The 20,933-nt window shown below is 59.8% G+C and carries 18 protein-coding genes; 8 read left to right on the top strand and 10 right to left on the bottom strand.

Annotation, left to right across the window (positions count from 1 at the left end; all coding sequences use genetic code 11):
- Positions 1-13 precede the first annotated feature (13 nt).
- Both QP981_RS08900 and QP981_RS08895 read right to left on the bottom strand, forming a co-directional pair.
- Positions 14-2,551, bottom strand: a complete 2,538-nt coding sequence (locus QP981_RS08900; protein ID WP_284857874.1) for a hypothetical protein — start codon at positions 2,549-2,551, stop codon at positions 14-16.
- Between the two features lie 6 nt (positions 2,552-2,557).
- Positions 2,558-3,415 (bottom strand): NUDIX hydrolase, encoded by an 858-nt coding sequence (locus QP981_RS08895; protein ID WP_284857873.1) that lies wholly within the window; start codon positions 3,413-3,415, stop codon positions 2,558-2,560.
- Positions 3,416-3,575: 160 nt separating this feature from the next.
- On the opposite strand from QP981_RS08895, the gene QP981_RS08890 reads away from it, so the two are divergent.
- From QP981_RS08890 to QP981_RS08875, 4 genes are all read left to right on the top strand, one after another.
- A complete protein-coding gene (locus QP981_RS08890; RefSeq protein WP_016421726.1) occupies positions 3,576-5,018 on the top strand; it encodes a CCA tRNA nucleotidyltransferase in 1,443 nt (480 codons plus the stop codon).
- On the top strand, positions 5,018-5,659 hold the full coding sequence (locus QP981_RS08885) for a YqgE/AlgH family protein (RefSeq protein ID WP_048733149.1): 642 nt from the start codon (positions 5,018-5,020) through the stop codon (positions 5,657-5,659). The genes QP981_RS08890 and QP981_RS08885 overlap by 1 nt, the downstream gene beginning before the upstream one ends.
- 111 nt (positions 5,660-5,770) lie before the next feature.
- On the top strand, positions 5,771-6,454 hold the full coding sequence (locus QP981_RS08880; RefSeq protein ID WP_048733174.1) for an AzlC family ABC transporter permease: 684 nt from the start codon (positions 5,771-5,773) through the stop codon (positions 6,452-6,454).
- Positions 6,451-6,801, top strand: coding sequence for a branched-chain amino acid transporter permease (locus QP981_RS08875; RefSeq protein ID WP_049189416.1), 351 nt, complete (start codon positions 6,451-6,453; stop codon positions 6,799-6,801). Before QP981_RS08880 ends, QP981_RS08875 begins: the two co-directional genes overlap by 4 nt.
- Positions 6,802-6,851: 50 nt before the next feature.
- Here the strand turns inward: QP981_RS08875 and QP981_RS08870 are convergent, their stop codons facing one another.
- From QP981_RS08870 to QP981_RS08855, 4 genes are all read right to left on the bottom strand, one after another.
- Positions 6,852-7,739, bottom strand: coding sequence for a serine hydrolase family protein (locus QP981_RS08870; RefSeq protein WP_284857872.1), 888 nt, complete (start codon positions 7,737-7,739; stop codon positions 6,852-6,854).
- A 14-nt stretch (positions 7,740-7,753) separates the two neighbouring features.
- Complete coding sequence (locus tag QP981_RS08865; protein ID WP_069358893.1) at positions 7,754-8,884, bottom strand: DUF695 domain-containing protein; 1,131 nt, start codon at positions 8,882-8,884, stop codon at positions 7,754-7,756.
- A 108-nt stretch (positions 8,885-8,992) separates the two neighbouring features.
- Positions 8,993-9,976 carry a bile acid:sodium symporter family protein gene (locus QP981_RS08860; protein ID WP_284857871.1) on the bottom strand — a complete coding sequence of 328 codons (984 nt, stop codon included), beginning with the start codon at positions 9,974-9,976 and terminating at the stop codon, positions 8,993-8,995.
- Positions 9,977-10,047: 71 nt separating this feature from the next.
- Positions 10,048-10,659 (bottom strand): SdpI family protein, encoded by a 612-nt coding sequence (locus QP981_RS08855; protein ID WP_070628761.1) that lies wholly within the window; start codon positions 10,657-10,659, stop codon positions 10,048-10,050.
- A gap of 60 nt (positions 10,660-10,719) precedes the next feature.
- Between QP981_RS08855 and leuS the strand changes: the two genes are divergently transcribed.
- Positions 10,720-13,638 carry a leucine--tRNA ligase gene (leuS, locus tag QP981_RS08850; RefSeq protein ID WP_284797641.1) on the top strand — a complete coding sequence of 973 codons (2,919 nt, stop codon included), beginning with the start codon at positions 10,720-10,722 and terminating at the stop codon, positions 13,636-13,638.
- 155 nt (positions 13,639-13,793) lie between these two features.
- Here leuS and QP981_RS08845 read toward each other — a convergent pair whose 3' ends face one another.
- From QP981_RS08845 to QP981_RS08830, 4 genes are all read right to left on the bottom strand, one after another.
- On the bottom strand, positions 13,794-14,207 hold the full coding sequence (locus tag QP981_RS08845; protein ID WP_070429060.1) for a hypothetical protein: 414 nt from the start codon (positions 14,205-14,207) through the stop codon (positions 13,794-13,796).
- Positions 14,208-14,253: 46 nt separating this feature from the next.
- Positions 14,254-15,186, bottom strand: a complete 933-nt coding sequence (locus tag QP981_RS08840; protein WP_016421709.1) for a universal stress protein — start codon at positions 15,184-15,186, stop codon at positions 14,254-14,256.
- Positions 15,187-15,344: 158 nt separating this feature from the next.
- The gene (locus QP981_RS08835) at positions 15,345-15,836 is read right to left on the bottom strand and encodes a MarR family winged helix-turn-helix transcriptional regulator (protein WP_070429059.1); all 492 of its coding nucleotides are present in this window, start codon (positions 15,834-15,836) and stop codon (positions 15,345-15,347) included.
- A gap of 523 nt (positions 15,837-16,359) precedes the next feature.
- A complete protein-coding gene (locus QP981_RS08830) occupies positions 16,360-17,445 on the bottom strand; it encodes an inositol-3-phosphate synthase (RefSeq protein ID WP_016421706.1) in 1,086 nt (361 codons plus the stop codon).
- A gap of 272 nt (positions 17,446-17,717) precedes the next feature.
- Here QP981_RS08830 and QP981_RS08825 point away from each other — a divergent pair, with 272 nt between their 5' ends.
- Genes QP981_RS08825 through QP981_RS08815 form a run of 3 tightly spaced genes read left to right on the top strand, consistent with a single transcriptional unit; the run spans position 17,718 to position 20,770 of the window.
- Positions 17,718-18,089: a DUF5318 family protein gene (locus QP981_RS08825; RefSeq protein WP_224433683.1), complete on the top strand. Its 372-nt coding sequence runs from the start codon at positions 17,718-17,720 to the stop codon at positions 18,087-18,089.
- A gap of 11 nt (positions 18,090-18,100) precedes the next feature.
- Complete coding sequence (locus QP981_RS08820; protein ID WP_016421705.1) at positions 18,101-20,578, top strand: transglycosylase domain-containing protein; 2,478 nt, start codon at positions 18,101-18,103, stop codon at positions 20,576-20,578.
- Positions 20,579-20,770 carry a hypothetical protein gene (locus QP981_RS08815; RefSeq protein ID WP_016421704.1) on the top strand — a complete coding sequence of 64 codons (192 nt, stop codon included), beginning with the start codon at positions 20,579-20,581 and terminating at the stop codon, positions 20,768-20,770.
- Positions 20,771-20,933 lie beyond the last annotated feature (163 nt).

Genomic DNA, 20,933 nt, shown 5'->3' with positions numbered 1-20,933 from the left:
CTTAAAAGGGGGTCTATTTCCGAAAGTACTGAGACCGTTTTGCGGCAAAAAACCCACCAACAGTGACGATGACGAGGGTCACGATAGCCAAAACCCCAACCGAAGCGCCCGATTGCACGGAAATACTCACTGATCGAGAAATCGGCGTGCCGCCAGGTGATTCGAGCCACAGCAACAGGTTGTGGGAGTTGTCTCCACTATCCCGTGGCCGGTCTCCCTCTGGAGCATTGGTCGCCGGAGTGGATTCTGCATCATCACCCGACTTCGGAGTGAACTGAACAGTCACCGACCCCTTGGCGGGGATGGCGGCCTCATACTTCTCCTCCAACACCGAATCTCCAGCGCCGACGCGCACGAACGCGGGAACCGGCAGCGGCAGGCCATTGCGAGCCAGCACCGCAATCGGCGACAGCTGCGTTGCGCGGGTGTAGACACCGCCGGGAGCTACCAACGTCACTGAATTGCGCAGGCGTCGAGTCATAATCAGTGCCTGGTCGCTGAGTTCTTCGCTCCGCCGCTGCACGTCAGGTGACTGCAGCTGATTTCGCCGGCCGAGAGTTGTAAACGAGCGCAGCAAGTCGTGCCGCAGGGGGCGGGTGAATTCATACCGCGTCAGTGCGACATTGGGATCGTTGGACATGATTGTGGTCAGGTCCGTGATTTCGCGGGAGGCCAGTTGAGCCTTCTCCACGAGCGTCTCACTCACTGGCGCGGGATCGGCAAGTTCGTCAATTGGAGTAACCGAGCCCGCATCCAGGTCGTGAGCTGAAGCGGTGATGGAGTCCATCAGCGGAGTCAGCTCAGCCAGGTTATCGTCCACGGCTTTCCTGACCGCAGCCATGAAATCTTCAGCGTCGCTAGCGCGTGGATCCCAACCGGACGGCGGTGCTGCCACCACAGCCGCGCGAGGGTCATCCGAATCAGTCAGTGATTGGAACAGAGTGCCAATCGCTGTCTGCATCCGTGCAGCCTCGGAGTCGATTCGGAAATCGTAGCGTCCGAGCAGATTCGAATACGCCACAGTCTGGGGAGACCGCCCTGTTGCAGCCAGAGAGGTTGTCAGTGCCCCAGGGAGGGCGAAGGCGCGGCTACCGTCGGCAAGCACGCCACTGTGGCCGGGGCGCAGTGTCTGACCATCGGCGGTGACGGCGGTGTTGTCTGCGACTAACACGGTGGTGTCGTGCGCGGCTTCGGGTGGAGTGGGCGAGGGTGGCATCGCCTCGCCGGTATCGACGCGGTTTTCGAATGCGCGCTCCGGGGCGGTCCCGTTCAGGGCCGTCGCCGCCGAGTACAGCGGGGCGCTTTCCGACGTCACGTATCCCTCGGCCGGCAAATAGAGGCCCGGCAGTGCCTGAACGTCCAAATGCTTGGCGATAGTCTGCCGACCAGCGGCGAGTGCCTCCATCGAAAGCTCGTGATCCCCCACGCGAGCCACGGCGCTGGCATCGGTGCCGCCCCACGGCAGTGACAGTGTGCAGGTGTCCTGTGTGAGATCGTGCAGCCGATTGAGCCAGGCGGCAGCATTGTCACTGGCGGGCATATGCGTGAGATTGGTGTCATCCGCGTTTCCCCAGGAATCCCGCAGTCGCGGAGAGGACTCCACAGGACTTGGGCGGCTGGTGCCAATCCAGTAGTCGCGGGTCATCCTGGAGATTGCGTCGAGGGTCTCCGGGTCGATGGCGATGCAGGTTGATTCCCGCAACCTCTGCCCATCCGGGCCGGCAAAGCCCTTTTCCAACGAGGTGAGCAAACCGTCGAGGCGGCCACCGCGTTCGAGAGACTCGGCCAAAGAATTGTCGGTGAGGATGAGATTCGGCGACGAGGGTGCGTCACCGGTCTCACCGCCGACCAGTGGCACTGGCTGGCTGATGGGCCAAATCAGCGAAAACGGCACTGGGTCGCGGCGGGTGGGCGCATCGGAATTGTCGGTCTCATCGTTGTCGTTCTGATCACCGGCAGGCGGTTCCGGCTCATCACCTTCCGCTTGCGGATCCGTCACCGGAAGCAGTGCGCGTGTTTCCGCCAGCAGGCGGTCGATGTCATCTGCCGGTTGCCCGTTAGCATTGATGAGCAGCGGAAACGTGCCGGCTTCCGTGATGTCGAGTCCTTCTGGAGCCGGTGCGGAGATAGGAACACTTAGCGTAACCTCACGCTTCTCCCCCGCTTTCAGCTCGATGGGGGCACTGAAGGTCCCAGCCACATCAAACACCGATTCAGGCTCAGCGAGAATCGTCCGCGCATCTGCAGAGGAAGCCAGTGCGCCGGCCCGCTGTGGGCGCAGCGCAACATTGCTGATATCCGCATCGGAGGTGTTGTGCACCTGCACCTTGATGGTCAGCGTCGAATGTAGAGCCGCGACATGCGGAGTGAAGCTGGTTATCGAAAGCCGAAGGGGGCCCTGTTCACCGACACGATTGGTGCCACTGCCCCACAACTGCTCATCTTGCGCAAAAGCTGGGGGCGCAACGGTCGTCGGCAAGCACAGTACGAGCGCTGCGGTGGCGGCCGTGACTTTACGAACAACATTCCTTGGCAACTGCAACCTGAACATGCGCAATCACCTCGGCGTCTGCCGGCCTGCTCGCTTTTCCGCGCGGGCGAGATCGGGCAGCAGATTGTGCGCGCGCCGGGCCAGTTTGCGTTCGTCAGCGTAGGCCAACCGTTCCACCAGGGTATCCACAGGAACCCACATGACCTGGGTGACCTCGGGGTCTTCGTCGTTCAAATCGCCATCGACGTAGCGCAGAAGGTGATGGTGCACGGTCTTGTGAATCCGCGTGCCGTCGGAGACAAACCAGTAGTCAATCACACCGAGCTCTTCGATGACCTCGCCGCGAATGCCCGTTTCTTCCCACACCTCGCGTTCGGCGGTGGAATCGAAAGCTTCGCCGGGTTCGACATGGCCCTTAGGCATCGACCACAGCAGGCGCCCGCGACGATCGTGCCGACCAATCAGCGCGACATAAATCCGTGACAGGTTGACTTTGCCGCCATCGCCGACAGCCTCAGCAAGCCCCGAGACGACCAGTCCGCCCGCCGAAGTCTCAATCGAGGTCTGCATCGGCGCTGCATTTTGCGCGCGCGACGAGTGCGCACGGCGATTGTTTGTGCGCTTCGTCTGTGCGTGACGACGGCGATTGTTCCTATCCTGACCGTTCTTACGGCCACCGCGGTTGTTCGACTGCTTCGAGGGTCGTGCCGACTTCGGTGATTTGGAAGATTTCTTGGCGCCACCGGAGTTTGGCTTGGCCTTTTGGGAGCCATTGGCACCGGAGCCACTACGTTTTGCAGAATTTCCGCTGGTAGTAGCGTTGCTAGTGTTGGTGGACGAGGAAACGCCACCTCTTCTGCGCGGTCGCCGACGACGTCGACGGCTCTTCGCCACCGAGTTGTCATTGCGTACCACGTTGTTCATTCCACTTAGACTACCGGGTTTATAGGTATAAGCGGGTATTGTGTCGGTCGTGACACAATCGACTCCTTCAACGACAAATGGTGACCAGCCCGGGGGGACTACACCTCACGGTGCTACTCCGGCGGCTGCTGACGCGGACCCACAGGTGCGCAGGACGGCAATGCTGGCAGTGGCGGATCAGGCGATCGCCAAGGAGTCGGAGATCCTGGATTCGCTGGCAGCTGCGTTTAGTGCAGCTGGCCATCGCCTGTACCTCGTGGGCGGTTCTGTGCGCGATGCTCTCTTAGGGCGACTGGGCGTGGATCTCGATTTCACCACCGACGCGCGCCCGGAGGTGACACGCGCGATCCTCGATGACTGGGCGGACATTGTCTGGGATACCGGCATTGAATTCGGCACACTCTCCGCGGAACGGCATGGCCGTCAGGTGGAGATCACCACCTTCCGTGCGGATACGTATGACCAGGTCAGTCGCAATCCGGAGGTCACTTTCGGTGACACGCTGGAGGGCGACCTAATCCGCCGTGACTTCCGCTGTAACGCCATCGCCGTGGAGCTCCACGGTGACGGCACCCGCACCTTCCTTGACCCGCTCGGAGGTTTCGAGGATCTTGTCGCGGGTGTGTTGGATACCCCGGGTGCGCCGGAGGTCAGTTTTGGCGACGACCCCCTGCGGATGCTGCGTGCCTGCCGCTTCGCATCCCAGTTGGGGTTCGATGTGGCACCGCGTGTGCTCAAGGCGTTGAAGGAAATGTCCAGCGAAATTGACCGCATCACGGTCGAGCGCATCTCCACCGAGCTGAACAAGCTCATCCTGGGTGCGGACCCAAGCCGAGGTATCGACCTGATGGTGGAATCGGGGTTGGCCGACCGCGTGCTGCCGGAGATTTCCGACATGCGCATGACGCAGGATGAACACCGCCAGCACAAGGATGTCTACCAACACTCTCTGCAGGTCATGCGGCAAGCTATTGACCAGGAAGAACCCGGTGAACCGGACCTCGTACTGCGCTGGGCGGCACTGCTGCACGACTGCGGCAAACCCGCTACCCGTGCCTACAACGAGCAGGGAAACGTCACCTTTTACCAGCACGAAGTGGTTGGTGCGAAGCTGGTGCGGCGCCGCCTTCGGAAACTGAAGTTCCCGAAGAAGACCAACCACGAAATCTCGCAGTTGGTCTACCTGCACATGCGCTTCCACGGCTACGGCGAAGGCAAGTGGACGGACTCGGCGGTGCGACGTTATGTCAACGACGCCGGAGATCTGTTGGAACGACTCAACAAAATCGTGCGGGCCGACTGTACGACGAGAAACCGTCGTAAAGCAGCACGCCTCGCACGAGCCTGCGACAGCCTGGAAGCGCGAATCAAGGAGCTCGCCGAGCAGGAGGACCTCGCACGCGTCCGCCCCGACCTGGATGGCAACGAAATCATGGAAATTCTGGACCTGAAGCCCGGCAAAGAAGTCGGACAGGCCTGGAATTACCTGAAAGAGCTGCGATTGGAGTCCGGTCCGCTGGAGCGTGAAGATGCTATCTTGGCGCTGAAGAAATGGTGGTACGAGCAGTCCGGTGAGCAGGCTGAAAGCGAAAGTGAGAGCTAATGGCATCGATTAATCCGGAAAATCTCTACGGCGACCGGCTTTTTACCAGCCTTGAGCGCAACGACCCGGCTGCCGGGATGCTGCTGCTCGCAGCACCCGGCATGCTCTCGCCGGAGTTTTCCCGCTCGGTGATTTTCCTTATTGAGCACGATGAACACGGCACCCTTGGTGTCGATCTCACGCAGCGTTCGCAGACGCCGGTGCACAATGTGCTCGAGCCTTGGGCGCCGCTGATGGCCAAGCCGCCGGTGCTCTACGTCGGGGGTCCGGTCAACCAGACACAGCCAATCTGCATTGGTGTGGTGCGAAACGGCGCCACCCTCCCAGAGGAGACCGACAGTATTACCGGTACCCCGCTGATGGAACGCATCGCCCACAGGTTTGCGCTGGTCAACCTCGGTGCGGAGCCGGAGGACGTACGCGACCGCATAGATGGCGCACGCATCTTCGCCGGTTACGCAGGCTGGGACCCGGGACAGCTGGAAGACGAGCTCGACCGCGGTGACTGGTACGTCGCCCCTGCCCTGCCCTCTGATGTACTCGCTCCTGCTGCCGCGGACATCTGGGGTGATTGCATGCGCCGTCAGCCATGGCCGCTGCCACTGTATGGCACCTACCCCGTAGATGTACGTGACAACTAGATGAGTGAGCACATCAATACCGAAGGAAACAGGGCTGAAGGAAGTAGCGCCACAGGAAACAGCGACCGCAGCGACATAGCTGCCGGCATCCGGCAGACACTGCCCGTGGGCATGGGACTCATTCCGCTGGGGCTCGCATTCGGCCTGCTCATCGCACAGACTGGCTTTAGCTGGTGGTGGGCCCCCATCTTCTCCTTCGTGGTCTACGCGGGGTCGATGGAATTCCTCGCTGTTGGCCTGGTTATGGCGCATACGGGTCTGCTCGGCTGTGCTGTGACGTCCTTTATGGTCAACTTCCGCCACGTCTTCTATGGGCTGACGTTCCCACGCGACCGGATACAGTCTCGTCTCGGTCGCGCATACTCCACATACGCGCTTACCGACGAGTCGTATGCCATCGTCTCTGCGGCAAATGCGGACGAAAAGATGTCGGGCCACCGACTGCTGACGATTCAGATTCTCTGCCAGTTATTGTGGGTGGGCTCCGGTATTGTCGGGGCTCTAACCGGCGCAGCACTGCCCGAGGGTATCCGCGGTGCCGAGTTCGCACTGGTGGCGCTCTTTACGGTGCTGGCCATGGACGCGTTTGAGACTTCTAAGGACTGGTCACTGCCCCTGTCCGCTATCGTCTGCACGCTGGTGGGCTGGCTGATTAACCCGAACCAGATGCTGGTTATCGGACTGCTGATGTACTTCGGCCTGCTGCTGTTGCGCGTGTGGTCACCGCGGGTGGATCGGGTGATGCGCATGACGTCGGCAAGCAATCAGCGTGTAACGGAGGGAGAGCGAGCATGACCGCGATGCCCGATTCCGGCTATGTGCTTGCCGCGCTCTTTGCGATGGGTACGGTGACTCTTGCGCTGCGTGCGCTGCCGTTTGCGTTCGTGCGCACTCTGAAAGGGTCTCCCCTGTTCGAGTTCCTCGGCACGACCATGCCGGTTGGAGTCATGGTGGCGTTGGTTGCCTACACCGTCTTCGGGCGGCTAGGACTCAGTGGTGAGAGTGGCGACCCCGGCGCTGCCTGGGCCGTGCCGGTAGCACTGGTGGTCACCATTGGCCTGCACTGGTGGCGGCGTAACACCGTGATTTCGATTTTTGTAGGCACGGCGCTGTATATGGTCCTCGTGAACCTTGTCGCGTGAGGTGCGCTGTGTGTGGACAGTGCCAGCGAACCAGTGGCTAGCGGCAGTGGCTAGAACTGCGCCGGTACCTGGCCTGTGAAGTCCGGTAGTCCCGGAATCTGGGGCAGCTGCGGGGTTTCCAGCAGATTCAGTAGTTCGCCGAGATTTGGGCTCTCGGGCAGGTTCGGGACGCCTGGGATGTCCGGCAGCGATGGAGTGCCCAGCGTGCCGTCGAAGGCATTCTGAACATCGCTGGTGTGAGTTTCCTTCGTGCCGTAGGTGTTAGCAGCGACGCTGAAGTCAGGTCCAATGGATGCCGAGGCGTGAACGCTCTGGCGGTCATCGGACCAACCCCACTTTGTGCCAATAACACCCGGCAGCGTGGCGGTGCCGTAATCCTGACGGTAGTCATCCGCTGCCACAGGTGACGCGGTGCTCATAGCAACCAGAACCGGGTCAGAAGTGTTCTCACGCTTCTTGGCCTCCAGGAACTTCACAGTGTCCGCGCTGGACGTAGTTGAATTTCCCCAGTGACCTGCATCGTGGGTGTTGCTGAGGCCGTATTCACGCGCAGTGGCGTTGATGGAATCCGGGTAACGGCCATAGAGCTCACTGGCGATATTGTCATCGGAGTAGCGAATCATCTCTGTAGCCTTCGCCTTGTCCGCTTCTGTGCCATGTTTGAAGACGTAGTCCGCAATGTAGAGCTTGACAATCGAAAGCCCCGGACGAGCTTCATTCTCGTTCGCCGTACCGTAGTGCGTGCCACTTGGGGTGTGGGTAAAGCTGATCTGGGTTCGCCCCGGAGCATCAATAGTGCCCTGCGGAGTCAGTTTTGGCTGCGGAGCCGCAGCGACGTTTCCAGCTGCCAGCGGAAGGCTGGTGACAGCGATGACACCGGTAAGACCCATGCGAATCGCGCGGGAAGGCCGTGGAGTAAGACGATGACGAGCGTTCATAACAAAAAACCAATCTACACGCGCAGGTGACCGACGCGCTGCCAAGCTGGATCGTAACCGGTATCGACGACATGCTCTCCCTCGGCCCACGTCTCCGCAACAGCTCGCAGACCCGCCTCCGCATCAGATGCCGGGTCAATAAAGAAGTGCATCAGAGCCATGCCATCGGATTGCTCAGTTGCGACAAAAATACCCTTGTCCTCAGCGATGGCTTCAGCGGCAGCGGTATTGAACTCGGAGAGGGATTCCTTCGATTCGTCCGTCGGCAAGCCCTTGTCATCAATATTGCCGAGCATGAGCTGAATCAGCACATGCTGCGTCATAGTCGGGCTCACCAGCTGCGTAATCGGAGCGCGGGTGGCGACGACGAGCGGCTGGCCGTTGGCTTCGGCATCAATGGTGAGCCACTCCGGGCACTCTTCCGCGAGCTTCTCGACGACACCGCCCAGCTCCGGTAGCGGGATCGCACCTTCCGGCTCCTCGCCGGCGAAGGCAAAACCGCGTAGCCATAGGCCGAAGTCCTCCTCCCCCAGAGCCAGCTGCAGCAGCGTGAAACCGAGCTGAGCTACCAAGCGCTCACCGTCCTCCAACTGAGCAATTGCCGGGAACAGCGGGTGGAATAGGCGAACGTCCACTGCCCCATGACCACTGCTAACAGCCACGCGGGCGTCTGCCGGATCGACCTCGGCCGGAGCATCGGCCTCGAGCGCACCCTGTGCAACCAACGTGGCCGCGACATCCCCCAGCGACAGCTTCATCGCCGGATCCGCCTGACGGAGGTCGGTGAAAGACCACACCGCGCCGTCGTCAGGCGCGGCCTCCAGCCAACGGCGAGCGACCGGACGCAGCTCCGGATCGCCGGCAGCGCTAACAGTCAGAAGGTGGCGAGAATACGGAGCGCCAGCCTCAAACCCCCAGATGAGCCGGTCATTAATAGCGGCGATGCGGCCGCCGACCTCCTTCTGGACATCAATAATGTCCACATCGGCGGCGTTCGGAGCACCATCGATACCGAGCTGGACACTAAACATCGAGTCGAGCGCATCGGCGCCAAAAGAGTTCCACCACGACCAGAACTCGTTGATTGCGGTCTCTTCTGCGGCGCGCTGTTCCGGGGAGAACGGAGCCGGATTCTCGTTAGCCATGCTGAATCTCACACTTTCGTTTGCTCGTTTAAAACCGAACCATATGTTGTGCGCCCCAGTATATGTGCCAAGCCGGATTCGCCCCTCGGGTCCATGCCCTGGACCGCGTTAAGCGGGTTGTGGCTCCGGCTCGGCTTCTGCCTCCTTGCCCCAGCGAGCGGCGTAGACCGCACAGATCATCAGCTGAATCTGGTGGAAAATCATCAGCGGCAAAATATAGAGGCTGGCATCGGCACCGAAGATAACGGCGGCCATGGGCAGACCGGTGGCCAGGGACTTCTTCGAACCGCAGAACTGAATCGCAATGCGGTCCTTGCGGTCGAAGCCCATCTTGTTGGCGACGAATCCGGACAACCGCAAAACGAATTCCACCAACACGACCGAAAGCACGCACAGGATGACAATGTCCCCTGCCGGCACCTTCGACCAGATGCCCTGCACCATGCCCTCGGAGAAGGCTGCGTAAACGACCATTGCGATAGATAGGCGGTCAACGTTCTTAGTCGTCTTCGCGGCGGCAAACTTCAGGGTCCAACGGCGAGTGAGCTGGCCGATTGCGAATGGCAGCAGCAACTGCAGCGAGATATCCAAGAACACCGACGAATCCACATGAACGCCGCCACCAGTGGCCATCAACAGCATCACCAGCACCGGTGTGACCACAATGCCCAGCAGGTTAGATGCCGAGGCACTGACGATTGCGCCGGCGACATTGCCCTTGGCGATGGAGGTGAAGTTCACACTCGACTGCACCGTCGACGGTGCCAGCGTCATGTACAAAATGCCCAGGTAGAGGCCAGGAGAAAGAATCCAATCCAGGGGTTTCATCAGCAGGCCGAGGATTGGGAACAGCACGAATGTGAAAGCCAGAATGGTTATGTGCAGCCGCCAATGCTTAACACCGGCCAACGCATCCTGCGGGCTCAGGCGCGCGCCATAGAGGAAGAACAAGAAGCCAATGGCGATCTTTGTGGCCCAGCTGAAAACCTCAGCGGTAGTGCCGCTTGCAGGAAAAATAATCGCCAGTATCGCTGCAGCAACGATACCGACGATGAGGGGATCTGGACGCCAATTCACAATTCGTTGCCACATGGACAAATAGCTTAGTGGGCAACCAGAGGTTGTCTTACTGTTTTGCAGAAGCTTTTCTCTGCAATAATTTTTTACTTCTTCTGCTCAGCTGCCTTGCGCAGCGCATCCTTGTCCACAGGCTTGAAAGTGGCATTCGCGGATGAGCCCTTGTCCGTGCACAGTCCTTCCAGGCCACAGGAGCTGCAGCCACCGGAGACACCGCAGTCAGCTGCCGGGTTGTCGGAGCAGCAGGCATCATCAGGTGCAGCGTCGGTGGCATCAGTGGCGGCGGAGCCACAGCCGCAGCCGCTGTCACCGTCACCGCACCCACAACCGGAGCCGGACTCGGCGGAGACCTTGGCGTCGTAAAGCGCGATGGTGTGCGAGCCGATAGCCGCACCAATGCCGAGCATGGCGATACCGGCGAGCAGAGCGACGGCGTACCACAGCCACATCCAACCAGAGGCCTCCGGGCGGATGGCGAGGAAGCCGAGCATGGCGGCGCCGAGGAAAGCGATAGCGGACACAGCCCACGGCGGGCCGGCAACGCGGTGCGTAATATCCCAGTTTTCCTGGGACTTTCGAGCCTCAGGCGCTCGAATTCCGATCCAGTCATTACCCGGCAGTTTCGCCGACCATGCCAAACCAGCGACAACGGCTATGCAAACAGCCAGAACCAGGGTAATTACAGGGATGACAATCATGCTTCCAATTTATATAGGTGGTTGAGCACGTGCCAAACGCACCTATTAGACTGTGAGACCATGACCAACAGCGAAAAGTCCTCGTCCTCGGCAGAAGCCACCGACTACCGCTACTCCCCCGAGCTGGCGACTCAGCTAGAGGGAAAGTGGCAGGCGTATTGGAAAGATAACGGCACCTTCTACGCCCCCAACCCGGTGGGCGATTTGGCAGCTGCCGACGGCTCGACTCCGCCGAAGGACAAGCTTTTCGTCCAGGACATGTTCCCGTACCCGTCCGGTGTCGGTCTGCACGTAGGCCACCCGCTGGGATACATCGCCACCGACGTCTTCGCGCGCTTCCACCGCATGCAGGGCGCAAACGTGCTGCACACCCTGGGCTACGACGCCTTCGGTCTGCCGGCGGAGCAGTTCGCAATCCAGACCGGTACGCACCCGCGCGTGACGACGGAAGCGAATATCGCCAACATGGAGCGCCAGCTGGGCCGCCTGGGACTTGGCCATGACCGCCGCCGTGTTTTCGCGACCACTGACCAGGACTACTACAAGTGGACGCAGTGGATTTTCCTGCAGATTTACAACGCCTGGTTCGATGAGGATCAGAAGAAGGCCCGTCGCATCGATGAGCTGATTCCGCTGCTGGAGTCGGGCGAGATGACTACCAAGGATGGTCGCGTCTACGCTGAGCTCAGCGAGACCGAGCAGCGCGAAGCAGTCGACGAATTCCGTCTGGTTTACCAGTCGAATTCGATGGTCAACTGGTGTCCGGGCCTCGGCACTGTGCTGTCCAACGAAGAAGTGACCGCCGAGGGCCGTTCGGAGCGCGGTAACTTCCCGGTGTTCCGCAAGCGGCTGGGCCAGTGGATGATGCGCATCACCGCATACGCTGACCGCCTGGTCGACGACCTGGAGCTGCTGGACTGGCCGGACAAGGTCAAGTCCATGCAGCGCAACTGGATCGGCCGCTCCCGCGGTGCCGAGGTCGACTTCACAGCCGAGGTCGGCCCGAAGGTCTCCACCAAGATCAGGGTCTTCACCACTCGTCCGGACACTCTCTTCGGAGCCTCTTACATGGTGCTCGCTCCTGAGCACGAGCTGGTGGATCAGCTGGTTGAAGCCGGCAGCGGTTCCTACGAGGGCGTGGATGAGCGCTGGACCTTCGGCAAGGAAACCCCAGCCGAGGCCGTCGCCGCTTACCGCGCCGCAATTGCCTCCAAGTCCGACCTGGAACGCCAGGAGAACAAGGAAAAGACCGGTGTCTTCCTGGGCGCTTACGCCACCAACCCGGTGAGCGGTGAGCAGGTGCCGGTATTCATTTCCGACTACGTCCTGATTGGCTACGGCACCGGTGCCATCATGGCTGTCCCGGCCCACGATGAGCGCGACTACGAGTTCGCCACTGCCTTCGGTCTGCCAATCCGCGAGGTCGTCGCAGGTGGTGACATTGCAAAGGAGGCGTACGTCGGTAACGGTACGTGCGTGAACTCCGCCAATGATTCCGGCCTGGACATCAATGGCCTGGACAAGGACACCGCCATCGCCACCGTCATTGAGTGGTTGGAGAAGGAAGGTGCGGGTCACGAGAAGGTCCAGTACAAGCTGCGCGACTGGCTGTTCGCCCGCCAGCGCTACTGGGGCGAGCCCTTCCCCATCGTCTACGACGAGGACGGTCACGCCCACGCGCTGCCCGAGTCCATGCTTCCGGTCGAGCTGCCAGAGGTCGAGGACTACAAGCCGGTCACCTTCGACCCGGACGATGCTGACACCGAGCCAAAGGCTCCACTGGACAAGGCCACTGACTGGGTCAATGTCGAGCTCGATCTCGGCGATGGCAAGAAGAAGTACCGCCGTGACACCAACGTCATGCCGAACTGGGCAGGTTCCTCCTGGTACCAGCTGCGCTACATCGACCCGAACAACGCTGAGGAGTTCGTTGACCTGGAAAACGAGCGCTACTGGACCGGCCCTCGCCCGGAGACTCACGGTAAGGACGACCCAGGCGGCGTCGACCTCTACGTCGGTGGCGTCGAGCACGCAGTGCTGCACCTGCTCTACTCCCGCTTCTGGCACAAGGTCCTCTTCGACCTCGGCTACGTGACCTCCAAGGAGCCGTACCGCCGTCTGTTCAACCAGGGCTACATCCAGGCTTACGCCTACACCGATGCCCGTGGTGTCTACCAGCCGGCGGATCAGGTTGTTGAGCGCGATGGTAAGTTCCTCATCCCGGGCGGCGCCGAAGACGGCTCTGACCTGGAGGTCTTCCAGGAGTACGGCAAGATGGGCAAGTCCCTGAAGAACGCTGTCTCCCCCGACGAGGTCTGCGACAACTACGGCGCCGACACCCTGCGCGTCTACGAGATGGCCATGGGTCCGCTGGACACCTCCCGCCCGTGGGCGACGAAGGATCTGGTCGGCTCGCAGCGCTTCCTCCAGCGCGCTTGGCGCCTGGTGGTCAATGAGGACTCCGGTGAGCTCGCCGTCACGGACGCAGCGCTTTCCGACGACGACCTCAAGGCGCTCAACCGCACCGTGGAAGGGGTTACCTCTGACTACGCAGAGCTGCGTGACAACACGGCCGTCGCAAAGCTCATTGAGTACGTCAACTACCTGACTAAGACCTACGGTTCGACCGGTGCCCCGCGCGCCGCCGTGGAACCGCTGGCCCTCATGCTTGGCCCTGTGGCACCGCACATCGCGGAGGAACTGTGGAGCCGTCTCGGCCACACCGAGTCCCTGGCACACGGTCCGTGGCCGGCAGTTGACGAGAAGTGGCTGGTCGACGACACCGTTGAGCTGCCAGTTCAGATTAACGGCAAGGTTCGCGCTCGCATTGATGTGGCTACCGATGCTTCCCGCGAGGACATCGAGGCCGCCGCGCGTGCCGACGAAAAGGTTGTCGCAGCTGTGGAGAACGCCGGTGGCAATATCGTGAAGGTCATTGTCGTTCCGGGCAAGATGGTCAACCTGGTTGTGAAGAAGTAGCCAAGGAGACTAGTGCGTACAAGAAAGTGTCTGGGTTTATGACAGTTTGAGGCCTAAAATCGGCTCAAATTTGACATAAACCCAGACACTTTCTCGCTTGAGACTTTCTCGCAAAAGCCTCAAGGGGTGGCTCCGAGGCTGGCCGCCTCTTACCCCTACTTAACGCCCAGAATCAGGACGCCGAATGTGGAGAGCATCCACATCAAAGTGAAGGGCATGAGCACCCAGCACATAGCGAGCCACGCGCGCCAGTTGCGGAAGTTCTTCCACTCCACGTAGGTCTGCCAGAAGCCCAAAAGGCAGCCGACCAGGGAGATTACGCCCGGGACAACGGGGAAAAGGATCTCCCAAGTGCGGGAGCAGAGGAAGCTGGACTTACCCGCATCACAGGTGGGGCCACCGACAATGGCGCCGGCGATGCCGATAATGAGGCCCGCGAGCAGCGTCGTAAGAATCACACCCGCGGTGTAGATGTAGGCACGCTTTCCGGAATACATCTTGCGCTCAAGCTCGTCGAAGATTTCATCCTCATTGCGCTCTGGTGTACTGCGCTTCGGTGAATTATCCACCTTCTGCTCCCCTCGCCTCTAAATGCCGTCTGATGTGCCTGCCATACTAGGCCGGAGTAATCAGCATTGGCACCGGGCTGTGGCGAACGATGTGGTTAGTCGACGAGCCGATGAAAATTCGTCCGAATGGGCCAAGGGTAGACGAACCCAAAACGAGCAAGTCTCCCTTTTTCCACTTGATGGACTGAATGGCCTCTTCCCAACCGTTGCCGGACGCCACTTCCGCATCAACGGAAAGGTCTGGGTAACGGGTATGTGCGCGGTCGATACCGCGGTCGAGCAGCCCCATAGCCTGCTCGCGCCACTCAATCATCAGGTCAGAGGAGGGGCCGTAGCCGTTCTCCGTTGGGTACATGGTCGCACCACGAGGCGTAAACGAGACCAGGCGCAGGGGAACTTCCCAGCGATATGCCAGGTCAGCAGCCTTATTCAATGCATGGTGGGACTGCGGGGTGTCAATGTAGCAAATGCTGACACGGGTCACACCGTGCTTAGAAAGCTTCGCGCCGGGGATCGCCAATCCCAGCGGGATTGGCGAGTAATGCAGCAGCGCATCCGAGGTTGATCCCGCAGTAAAGCGACTGCGGTTCTTGGCGGTCCAGTCCTTGGTATTGCTTCGGCGCGTGCCAAGCAAAACCACATCGGCTTCGAATTCTTCGGCTTCGTTGCAGATAGTTGTGGATTCGCTGGAGGATTCGATGATTCGTACGGCATCGTCGTCAAGCATGCCCTTGCGCAGGCCAGCGAGCTTTAGCTCATCCTTGATGATTTTTTCAAGAGACTCGGTTTCGTGGGAAACCCAGGAGTCATTGGTGCTCAACCGAGCCAGTGAGGTCAGCGGCCAGCCGCGCGACAGTGCGCTGACAACGCGAATCTGCACCTTCGTGGTGCGAGCTAACCAAGCGGCGTAAGCAAGCGTTTCGGTGCCGTACTCGCCTGGACGCCACGCAATCATGATACGAAGCGGGCGGGAAGCCATCGCTAATCCTCCTGTGATTACTCAGAAATATCCAAGTGGTGCTTCTGGGTAATAGCCTACGTGGATAGGCGGGCATATTTAAAACGGCACCGAGGAAGTGTAAAAGCTATGTATCCTGCCTGTGGGCTTAAAGAGGGCAGGGCTAGCTGGAAAAGAGACTAGACGTTTGGGTTTGTCTTTGGGTGCTCCGGGTAGTTTTCGAGAATCTTGGACAGAATCGTCTCAAGACCAGCGCCAAATTCCAGCTCTTCCTGGCTCAGCGTGCTGAACATCTCAGCCATCTGCTGATCGCGCTCTTCAGAAACACGGTGCAGCTCTTCACGGCCACGGTCGGTCAGTTCAACGCGGACGCCACGACGGTCTTTGCTGTCGCGGACGCGCTCCACCATGCCGGCGACCTCCAAGTGGTGCACGGCGTTGGAGGCGGTGGGCATGCGGATGGCCTCGGCCTCAGCCAACTGGCTGATACGGCAGGCGCCCAGTGCCTCCAGGGTCATCATGATGGACAGCTGCGCGCGGCTGAGCTGGGACTCCGAGGAGCGGCGGCTGTAGAGCAGCTCAGCGCGAGTCAGGAGAGGGCGAATGCGCTTAGCGAGCGACAGAGGAGTAACGGCATCAGGATTGCCAATCGAGCCCGAAGATAATGTCATAGCGACGATGTTATATGCGAACAGTGCTAGTTGCCAATACGAAATTTATTTGGGGTGCTATTTATTTTTCTACAACTGGTGATTTCGGCGATGAAATCACCAGGAATTTTCCACCAAACATCTAAAACCCCAGTACAAAACATTAAACCTATCTGCGTATAAGGTTTTTCGGTGCTGGCAGAAACCCCCTAAAGTGTCACTTCTTCTGTACTTAGAACTTTGGGTTGGAGGTAGCCATACGGCTACTTTCGCGAATGCTTTTGGCTTGTGATATATCTCGCAGATTCATCCTCGCGGGTGTATTGCTGTCTGCTTTACGACGACTGCAGCGCACGCATCCATGGCGGGGACGAGATGGGCGCAGCAGCGAGTAGGGCGAGGAGGACGAGAAGAGCGTGGGAGGGCGCGGGGAGGCTAGAGAAGCACAAAAGCGCCAGCGGCTACCGCATGGGTAACCGGCTGACGCTTTTCAAGGAACATGCTCTCGGAGCTGCTCGCTTGTACTTTTGAGTGCTTGTACCTTTTAGTCTTCGCCCTTGATGAATGCTTCGAGCTGTGCTCGCGCAACATCGTCGGCAAGCTGCTTCGGCGGGGACTTCATCAGGTAGGAAGAAGCGGCGTAAACCGGGCCGCCGATACCGCGATCCTTGGCGATCTTGGCAGCGCGAACAGCATCGATGATGATGCCAGCGGAGTTCGGGGAGTCCCAGACCTCGAGCTTGTACTCAAGGTTCAGCGGCACCTCGCCGAAGGCCTTGCCCTCGAGTCGGACGTAGGCCCACTTGCGGTCATCCAGCCAGTCCACCCAGTCGGACGGGCCGATGTGGACGTTGCGGTCATCGATCTTGCCGGCCAGTGGACCGGTGAGATTGGAGGTGACGGCCTGGGTCTTGGAGATCTTCTTGGACTCGAGGCGGTCGCGCTCGAGCATGTTCTTGAAGTCCATGTTGCCGCCGACGTTGAGCTGCAGGGTGCGCTCGAGGCGAACACCGCGGTCCTCAAATAGCTTGGCCATGACGCGGTGGGTGATGGTTGCGCCGACCTGGCTCTTGATGTCGTCGCCGACGATCGGAACGCCTGCGTCTTCGAACTTCTTGGCCCACTCCGGGTCGGAAGCGATGAAGACCGGCAGGGCGTTGACGAAGGCTACACCAGCGTCAATGGCGCACTGTGCGTAGAACTTGTCGGCCTGCTCGGAACCGACTGGCAGGTAGGAGACCAGGACATCGACCTTGGCATCCTTCAGCGCCTGAACTACGTCGACCGGTTCAGCTGGGGATTCGTCGATGGTGTCCGCGTAGTACTTGCCAACGCCGTCCAGGGTCGGGCCGCGCTGAACCTCAACGCCGAGAGTCGGGACATCGGCGATCTTGATGGTGCAGTTTTCAGAGGAAACGATGGCCTCGGAGAGGTCCTTGCCGACCTTCTTGTCGTCAACATCGAAAGCTGCGACGAACTCGACATCGGAGACGTGGTAGTCGCCGAAGACGACGTGCATGAGGCCAGGAATGGTCTCATCGGGCTTTGCATCGCGGTAGAACTCGACACCCTGCACCAGGGAGGAGGCGCAGTTGCCGACGCCGACGATAGCGACGCGAATTGAACTCATTTGGTAATTCTCCTTGAAACTATGTGCTCGGAGGCTTTGACCTCGCGCCGGGAACTCACACCGGGAACTCGCATCAGGACCTAGCATCAGGACCCCGCGCCAGGGCCTTACGCCAGCGGTGCGGCCGTGAGTGGGTGCACGCATTGAGGTAACGAGCGTGACGTTATACCTTTATGCGTTTTTTGCCGATGCCCGAACCGTGAGGGGGCATGTGTTTACCGATAAAGCGGGGGTGAAATCAGCCCGCACGCGCCTGCTAATCTGTCTTCGTGATGACATGGCAGGGCGAGATCGATCACTCCTTGCTCAAGAAGCAGTTATTGGAGCAGTGGCGTGCAGGGGAGATTTCACGGAAATCACTCTGTGATGCCGATGCTCGGCTGGTCGCTGCCGCGCGTTTTCACGGCAGAAAGCCCCAGGAAGAGTGCCCAGTATGTCGCAAATTCGACCTCCGACTCGTATTCTGGGTGTTCGGAGAAAACTTGGGCCGTCGTTCCGGCTCTGCTTGTACTGAAAACGAATTATCCGCAATAGTTAATGAATATGGTTCGTGCACCGTCAAAGAAGTTGAGGTGTGCCCCGACTGCAAGTGGAGTTTCCTGACCCGGACACTTCAGGCAGCTCGAGAAGAGTCAGAAAACTAGGGAGAGCACCCGTGAGCAATGATCGACCCGATAGCCCAGGCGGTCCTAACAGCCCTCACGAGGGCCAGGGTTCTAATTCATCAGGCGAGTGGTGGGATCAGCCGGATGCTGATTCCTTCAATACGCACGCACGCTCCGATGACGCATCGCTTGACGACGATTCCAGCGACAGCATTGATGCTGTTTCGGTCGGTGGCAGTGACGAGGGTCTGGCTACCGATTCAGAGATGACGTCGGCAAGCGAGCCGGACCCGGAGAAGGGGCAGTACGCCCCAGATGACCATGAACCAGATGACCATGAAGAGGAAAGCTCGATGGCGCAAGAAGAACAGCCGACTGATAATAAGCGGCGAATTTTAGCGTGGCTCGGTCTAGCCGTGGCGCTGGTCGTGCTGTTGCCGGTAGTTGTGTTCGGTGTTGCTTATGCGACAACGGACGTGCCGGAGCCAGAGGAGTTGGCCAATAGCCAGATTGCGGTGATTTATGACCGCAGTGGTGAAAAGGAAATCACGCGCATCGTCCCCGAGGGCGGTAACCGAAGCAACATCACTATCGACAAGGTGCCGGATGCTGTACGCAATGCAGTGCTGGCAGCTGAGGATCGTGATTTCTATACCAACCCGGGTTTTTCCTTGACTGGTTATGCCCGTGCGGCTCTGGGAGTCGTGACTGGTAATTCCAGTGCCGGTGGCGGCTCGACCATTACGCAGCAGTACGTCAAGAATGCTGTGGTGGGCAATGAGCGCACGCTGACCCGTAAGGCCAAGGAACTGGTCATGTCGGCGAAGATGGCGCGGGAGTGGACTAAGGACGAAATCCTTGAGGCCTACCTCAACACGATTTACTTTGGTCGTAACGCATACGGTATCGCGGCAGCGTCGAAGGCCTACTTCGGTAAGGAAGTCGGTGAGCTGAATGCCGAAGAGGGTGCTGTGCTGGCAGCCTCGATTCAGCGTCCATCTGCACTGGATCCGTGGACTAACCGCCCGGAGGCTGAGCAGCGTTGGAACTACGTCCTCGATGGCCTGGTGGAGATGAACATCGTCTCGCCGCAGGACCGCGCGGGAATGCAGTACCCGGAGACCATCGATCCGGCGTTGGCGCCGAAGCAGGCTCCGGAGCCCGGCCCGGCTGCCATGATTAAGAATCAGGTTCTGGCTGAGTTGGAGCGCGAAGGTATCTCCGAGCAGGAGGTCAACACTGGCGGTCTACGCATTACGACGACCATTGACCCGACGGTGCAGCAGGCTGCCCTGGATGCGATGGAAAACTACGTCGATCAGTCAACGGGTTTGCGTGCCGCCATCGTTTCGGTGGAGCCGAAGACCGGTGCTGTCCGCGCTTACTACGGTGGCGACGATCCGACTGGTTGGGACTACGCGAACAGCGGTCTGCAGACCGGCTCTACTTTCAAGATTTTTGCGCTGGCAGCAGCGCTCGATCAGGGCATTCCACTGACCGCGCAGTACTCTTCGGCACCTGTGCAGTCCGGTAACGTCACTCTGCACAACGACGGCGGTGCCGGCGGTGGCGTGCTTCCGCTTTATGAGTCCCTGAAGCAGTCGCTGAACACCCCGTTTATTCGCCTGCAGCGCGACCTGAAGAATGGTCCGGATGACACCGCCAAAATGGCTCATCGTCTGGGCGTGGCTGAGTCCATCCCGGGTATTGAAAAGACTCTGATGGACGACAACGGTCACTCGCAGGACGGTATCGCCCTGGGTCAGTACCTCTCACGTCCGCTGGATATGGCCGTTGGTCTGGCTACCCTGACTAACGATGGCGTCTATCAGCAGACTCACTTCGTAGAGAAGGTCGAAAACTCCAAGGGCGAGATTGTTTACGAGTCCAACGCTGACAAGGGCGACCGTCGAGTTTCCAAGGCAGTGGCCACCAATATGATATCGGCCATGGAGCCTATTGCCGGTTACAGCAACAAGCCCTTGAGTGGTGGTCGCCCGTCGGCCGCCAAGACCGGTACTACGCAGTTGGGTGACACCGGCCAGAACAAGGATGCGTGGATGATCGGTTCGACACCGCAGCTGTCGACTGCAGTGTGGGTTGGCAACGTCGATGGTTCGGCGCTCTACAACTCCTATGGTGGCATCATGTACGGCTCGCAAACCCCGGGCGATCTGTGGAAGTACACCATGGATAACGCACTGTCTAACGAGGACTTTGAGTACTTCACCAAGCCGGAGCCAATCGGTGGTGTCGCAGGTGCGCCGCAGTACCAGGCGCCGTCGACCTCTGACTCTGGCTATGACCAGGGCTATGCCCCGGAGACCACAGAAGAGGAGTCGGCCGAGGAGTCGACCTCTGAGTCCTCCGAGGAGCAGCCTGCACCGCTTCCGGTTCCGGGTGGCGATGGCGGAGGCGGTGGCGGCGGAATCGCTGACCTACTGCCCATCCCGATTCCGGGAGGCGGTGGTTTCGGCGGTGGCAATGAAGGCGGCGGAGACCCCGGTAACCCTGGAGGTGGACAGTAAGTGGACACGTGGGTGATTTTCACCATCGTCTGCGTCGCGATTGGCTTCCTGATGTTCGGCACGGCCTTTTGGGGCTTCATGCAGAAGTGGAAACCGGCAATCATTTGGGCTCTGTGCCTGGCAGCTTTCCTATTCGCGACAGTCATTCCGGTGATTATTGCGTTGGCACATGCTTCCTCGACATCAATGTAGGACGCAGGCCAGGTAGTCAGTTGCTAGAGCGTTAACTGCCCACCAAGCACGCGACAACTTCACAATTCAAAGAGGCGCACGCAGTAGTGAACTAGCCCCCGAAAGTTGGACTGGTTTAACTCTAGGCGGTTAGGGCTTCAAGGGTCTGATTCCGATATTGCAT

Origin of the sequence: Corynebacterium sp. MSK047, assembly GCF_030232285.1 — a bacterium.
Classification (GTDB): domain Bacteria; phylum Actinomycetota; class Actinomycetes; order Mycobacteriales; family Mycobacteriaceae; genus Corynebacterium; species Corynebacterium jeikeium_D.
This window is presented reverse-complemented; position numbering and strand designations above follow the sequence as displayed.

Coding starts and splice junctions, on each gene's coding strand:
- QP981_RS08900 (WP_284857874.1), bottom strand. CDS start 2,551: ATGTTCAGGTTGCAGTTGCCAAGGAATGTTGTTCGTAAAGTCACGGCC.
- QP981_RS08895 (WP_284857873.1), bottom strand. CDS start 3,415: ATGAACAACGTGGTACGCAATGACAACTCGGTGGCGAAGAGCCGTCGA.
- QP981_RS08890 (WP_016421726.1), top strand. CDS start 3,576: ATGCTGGCAGTGGCGGATCAGGCGATCGCCAAGGAGTCGGAGATCCTG.
- QP981_RS08885 (WP_048733149.1), top strand. CDS start 5,018: ATGGCATCGATTAATCCGGAAAATCTCTACGGCGACCGGCTTTTTACC.
- QP981_RS08880 (WP_048733174.1), top strand. CDS start 5,771: ATGGGACTCATTCCGCTGGGGCTCGCATTCGGCCTGCTCATCGCACAG.
- QP981_RS08875 (WP_049189416.1), top strand. CDS start 6,451: ATGACCGCGATGCCCGATTCCGGCTATGTGCTTGCCGCGCTCTTTGCG.
- QP981_RS08870 (WP_284857872.1), bottom strand. CDS start 7,739: ATGAACGCTCGTCATCGTCTTACTCCACGGCCTTCCCGCGCGATTCGC.
- QP981_RS08865 (WP_069358893.1), bottom strand. CDS start 8,884: ATGGCTAACGAGAATCCGGCTCCGTTCTCCCCGGAACAGCGCGCCGCA.
- QP981_RS08860 (WP_284857871.1), bottom strand. CDS start 9,976: ATGTGGCAACGAATTGTGAATTGGCGTCCAGATCCCCTCATCGTCGGT.
- QP981_RS08855 (WP_070628761.1), bottom strand. CDS start 10,659: ATGATTGTCATCCCTGTAATTACCCTGGTTCTGGCTGTTTGCATAGCC.
- leuS (WP_284797641.1), top strand. CDS start 10,720: ATGACCAACAGCGAAAAGTCCTCGTCCTCGGCAGAAGCCACCGACTAC.
- QP981_RS08840 (WP_016421709.1), bottom strand. CDS start 15,186: ATGGCTTCCCGCCCGCTTCGTATCATGATTGCGTGGCGTCCAGGCGAG.
- QP981_RS08835 (WP_070429059.1), bottom strand. CDS start 15,836: ATGACATTATCTTCGGGCTCGATTGGCAATCCTGATGCCGTTACTCCT.
- QP981_RS08830 (WP_016421706.1), bottom strand. CDS start 17,445: ATGAGTTCAATTCGCGTCGCTATCGTCGGCGTCGGCAACTGCGCCTCC.
- QP981_RS08825 (WP_224433683.1), top strand. CDS start 17,718: ATGACATGGCAGGGCGAGATCGATCACTCCTTGCTCAAGAAGCAGTTA.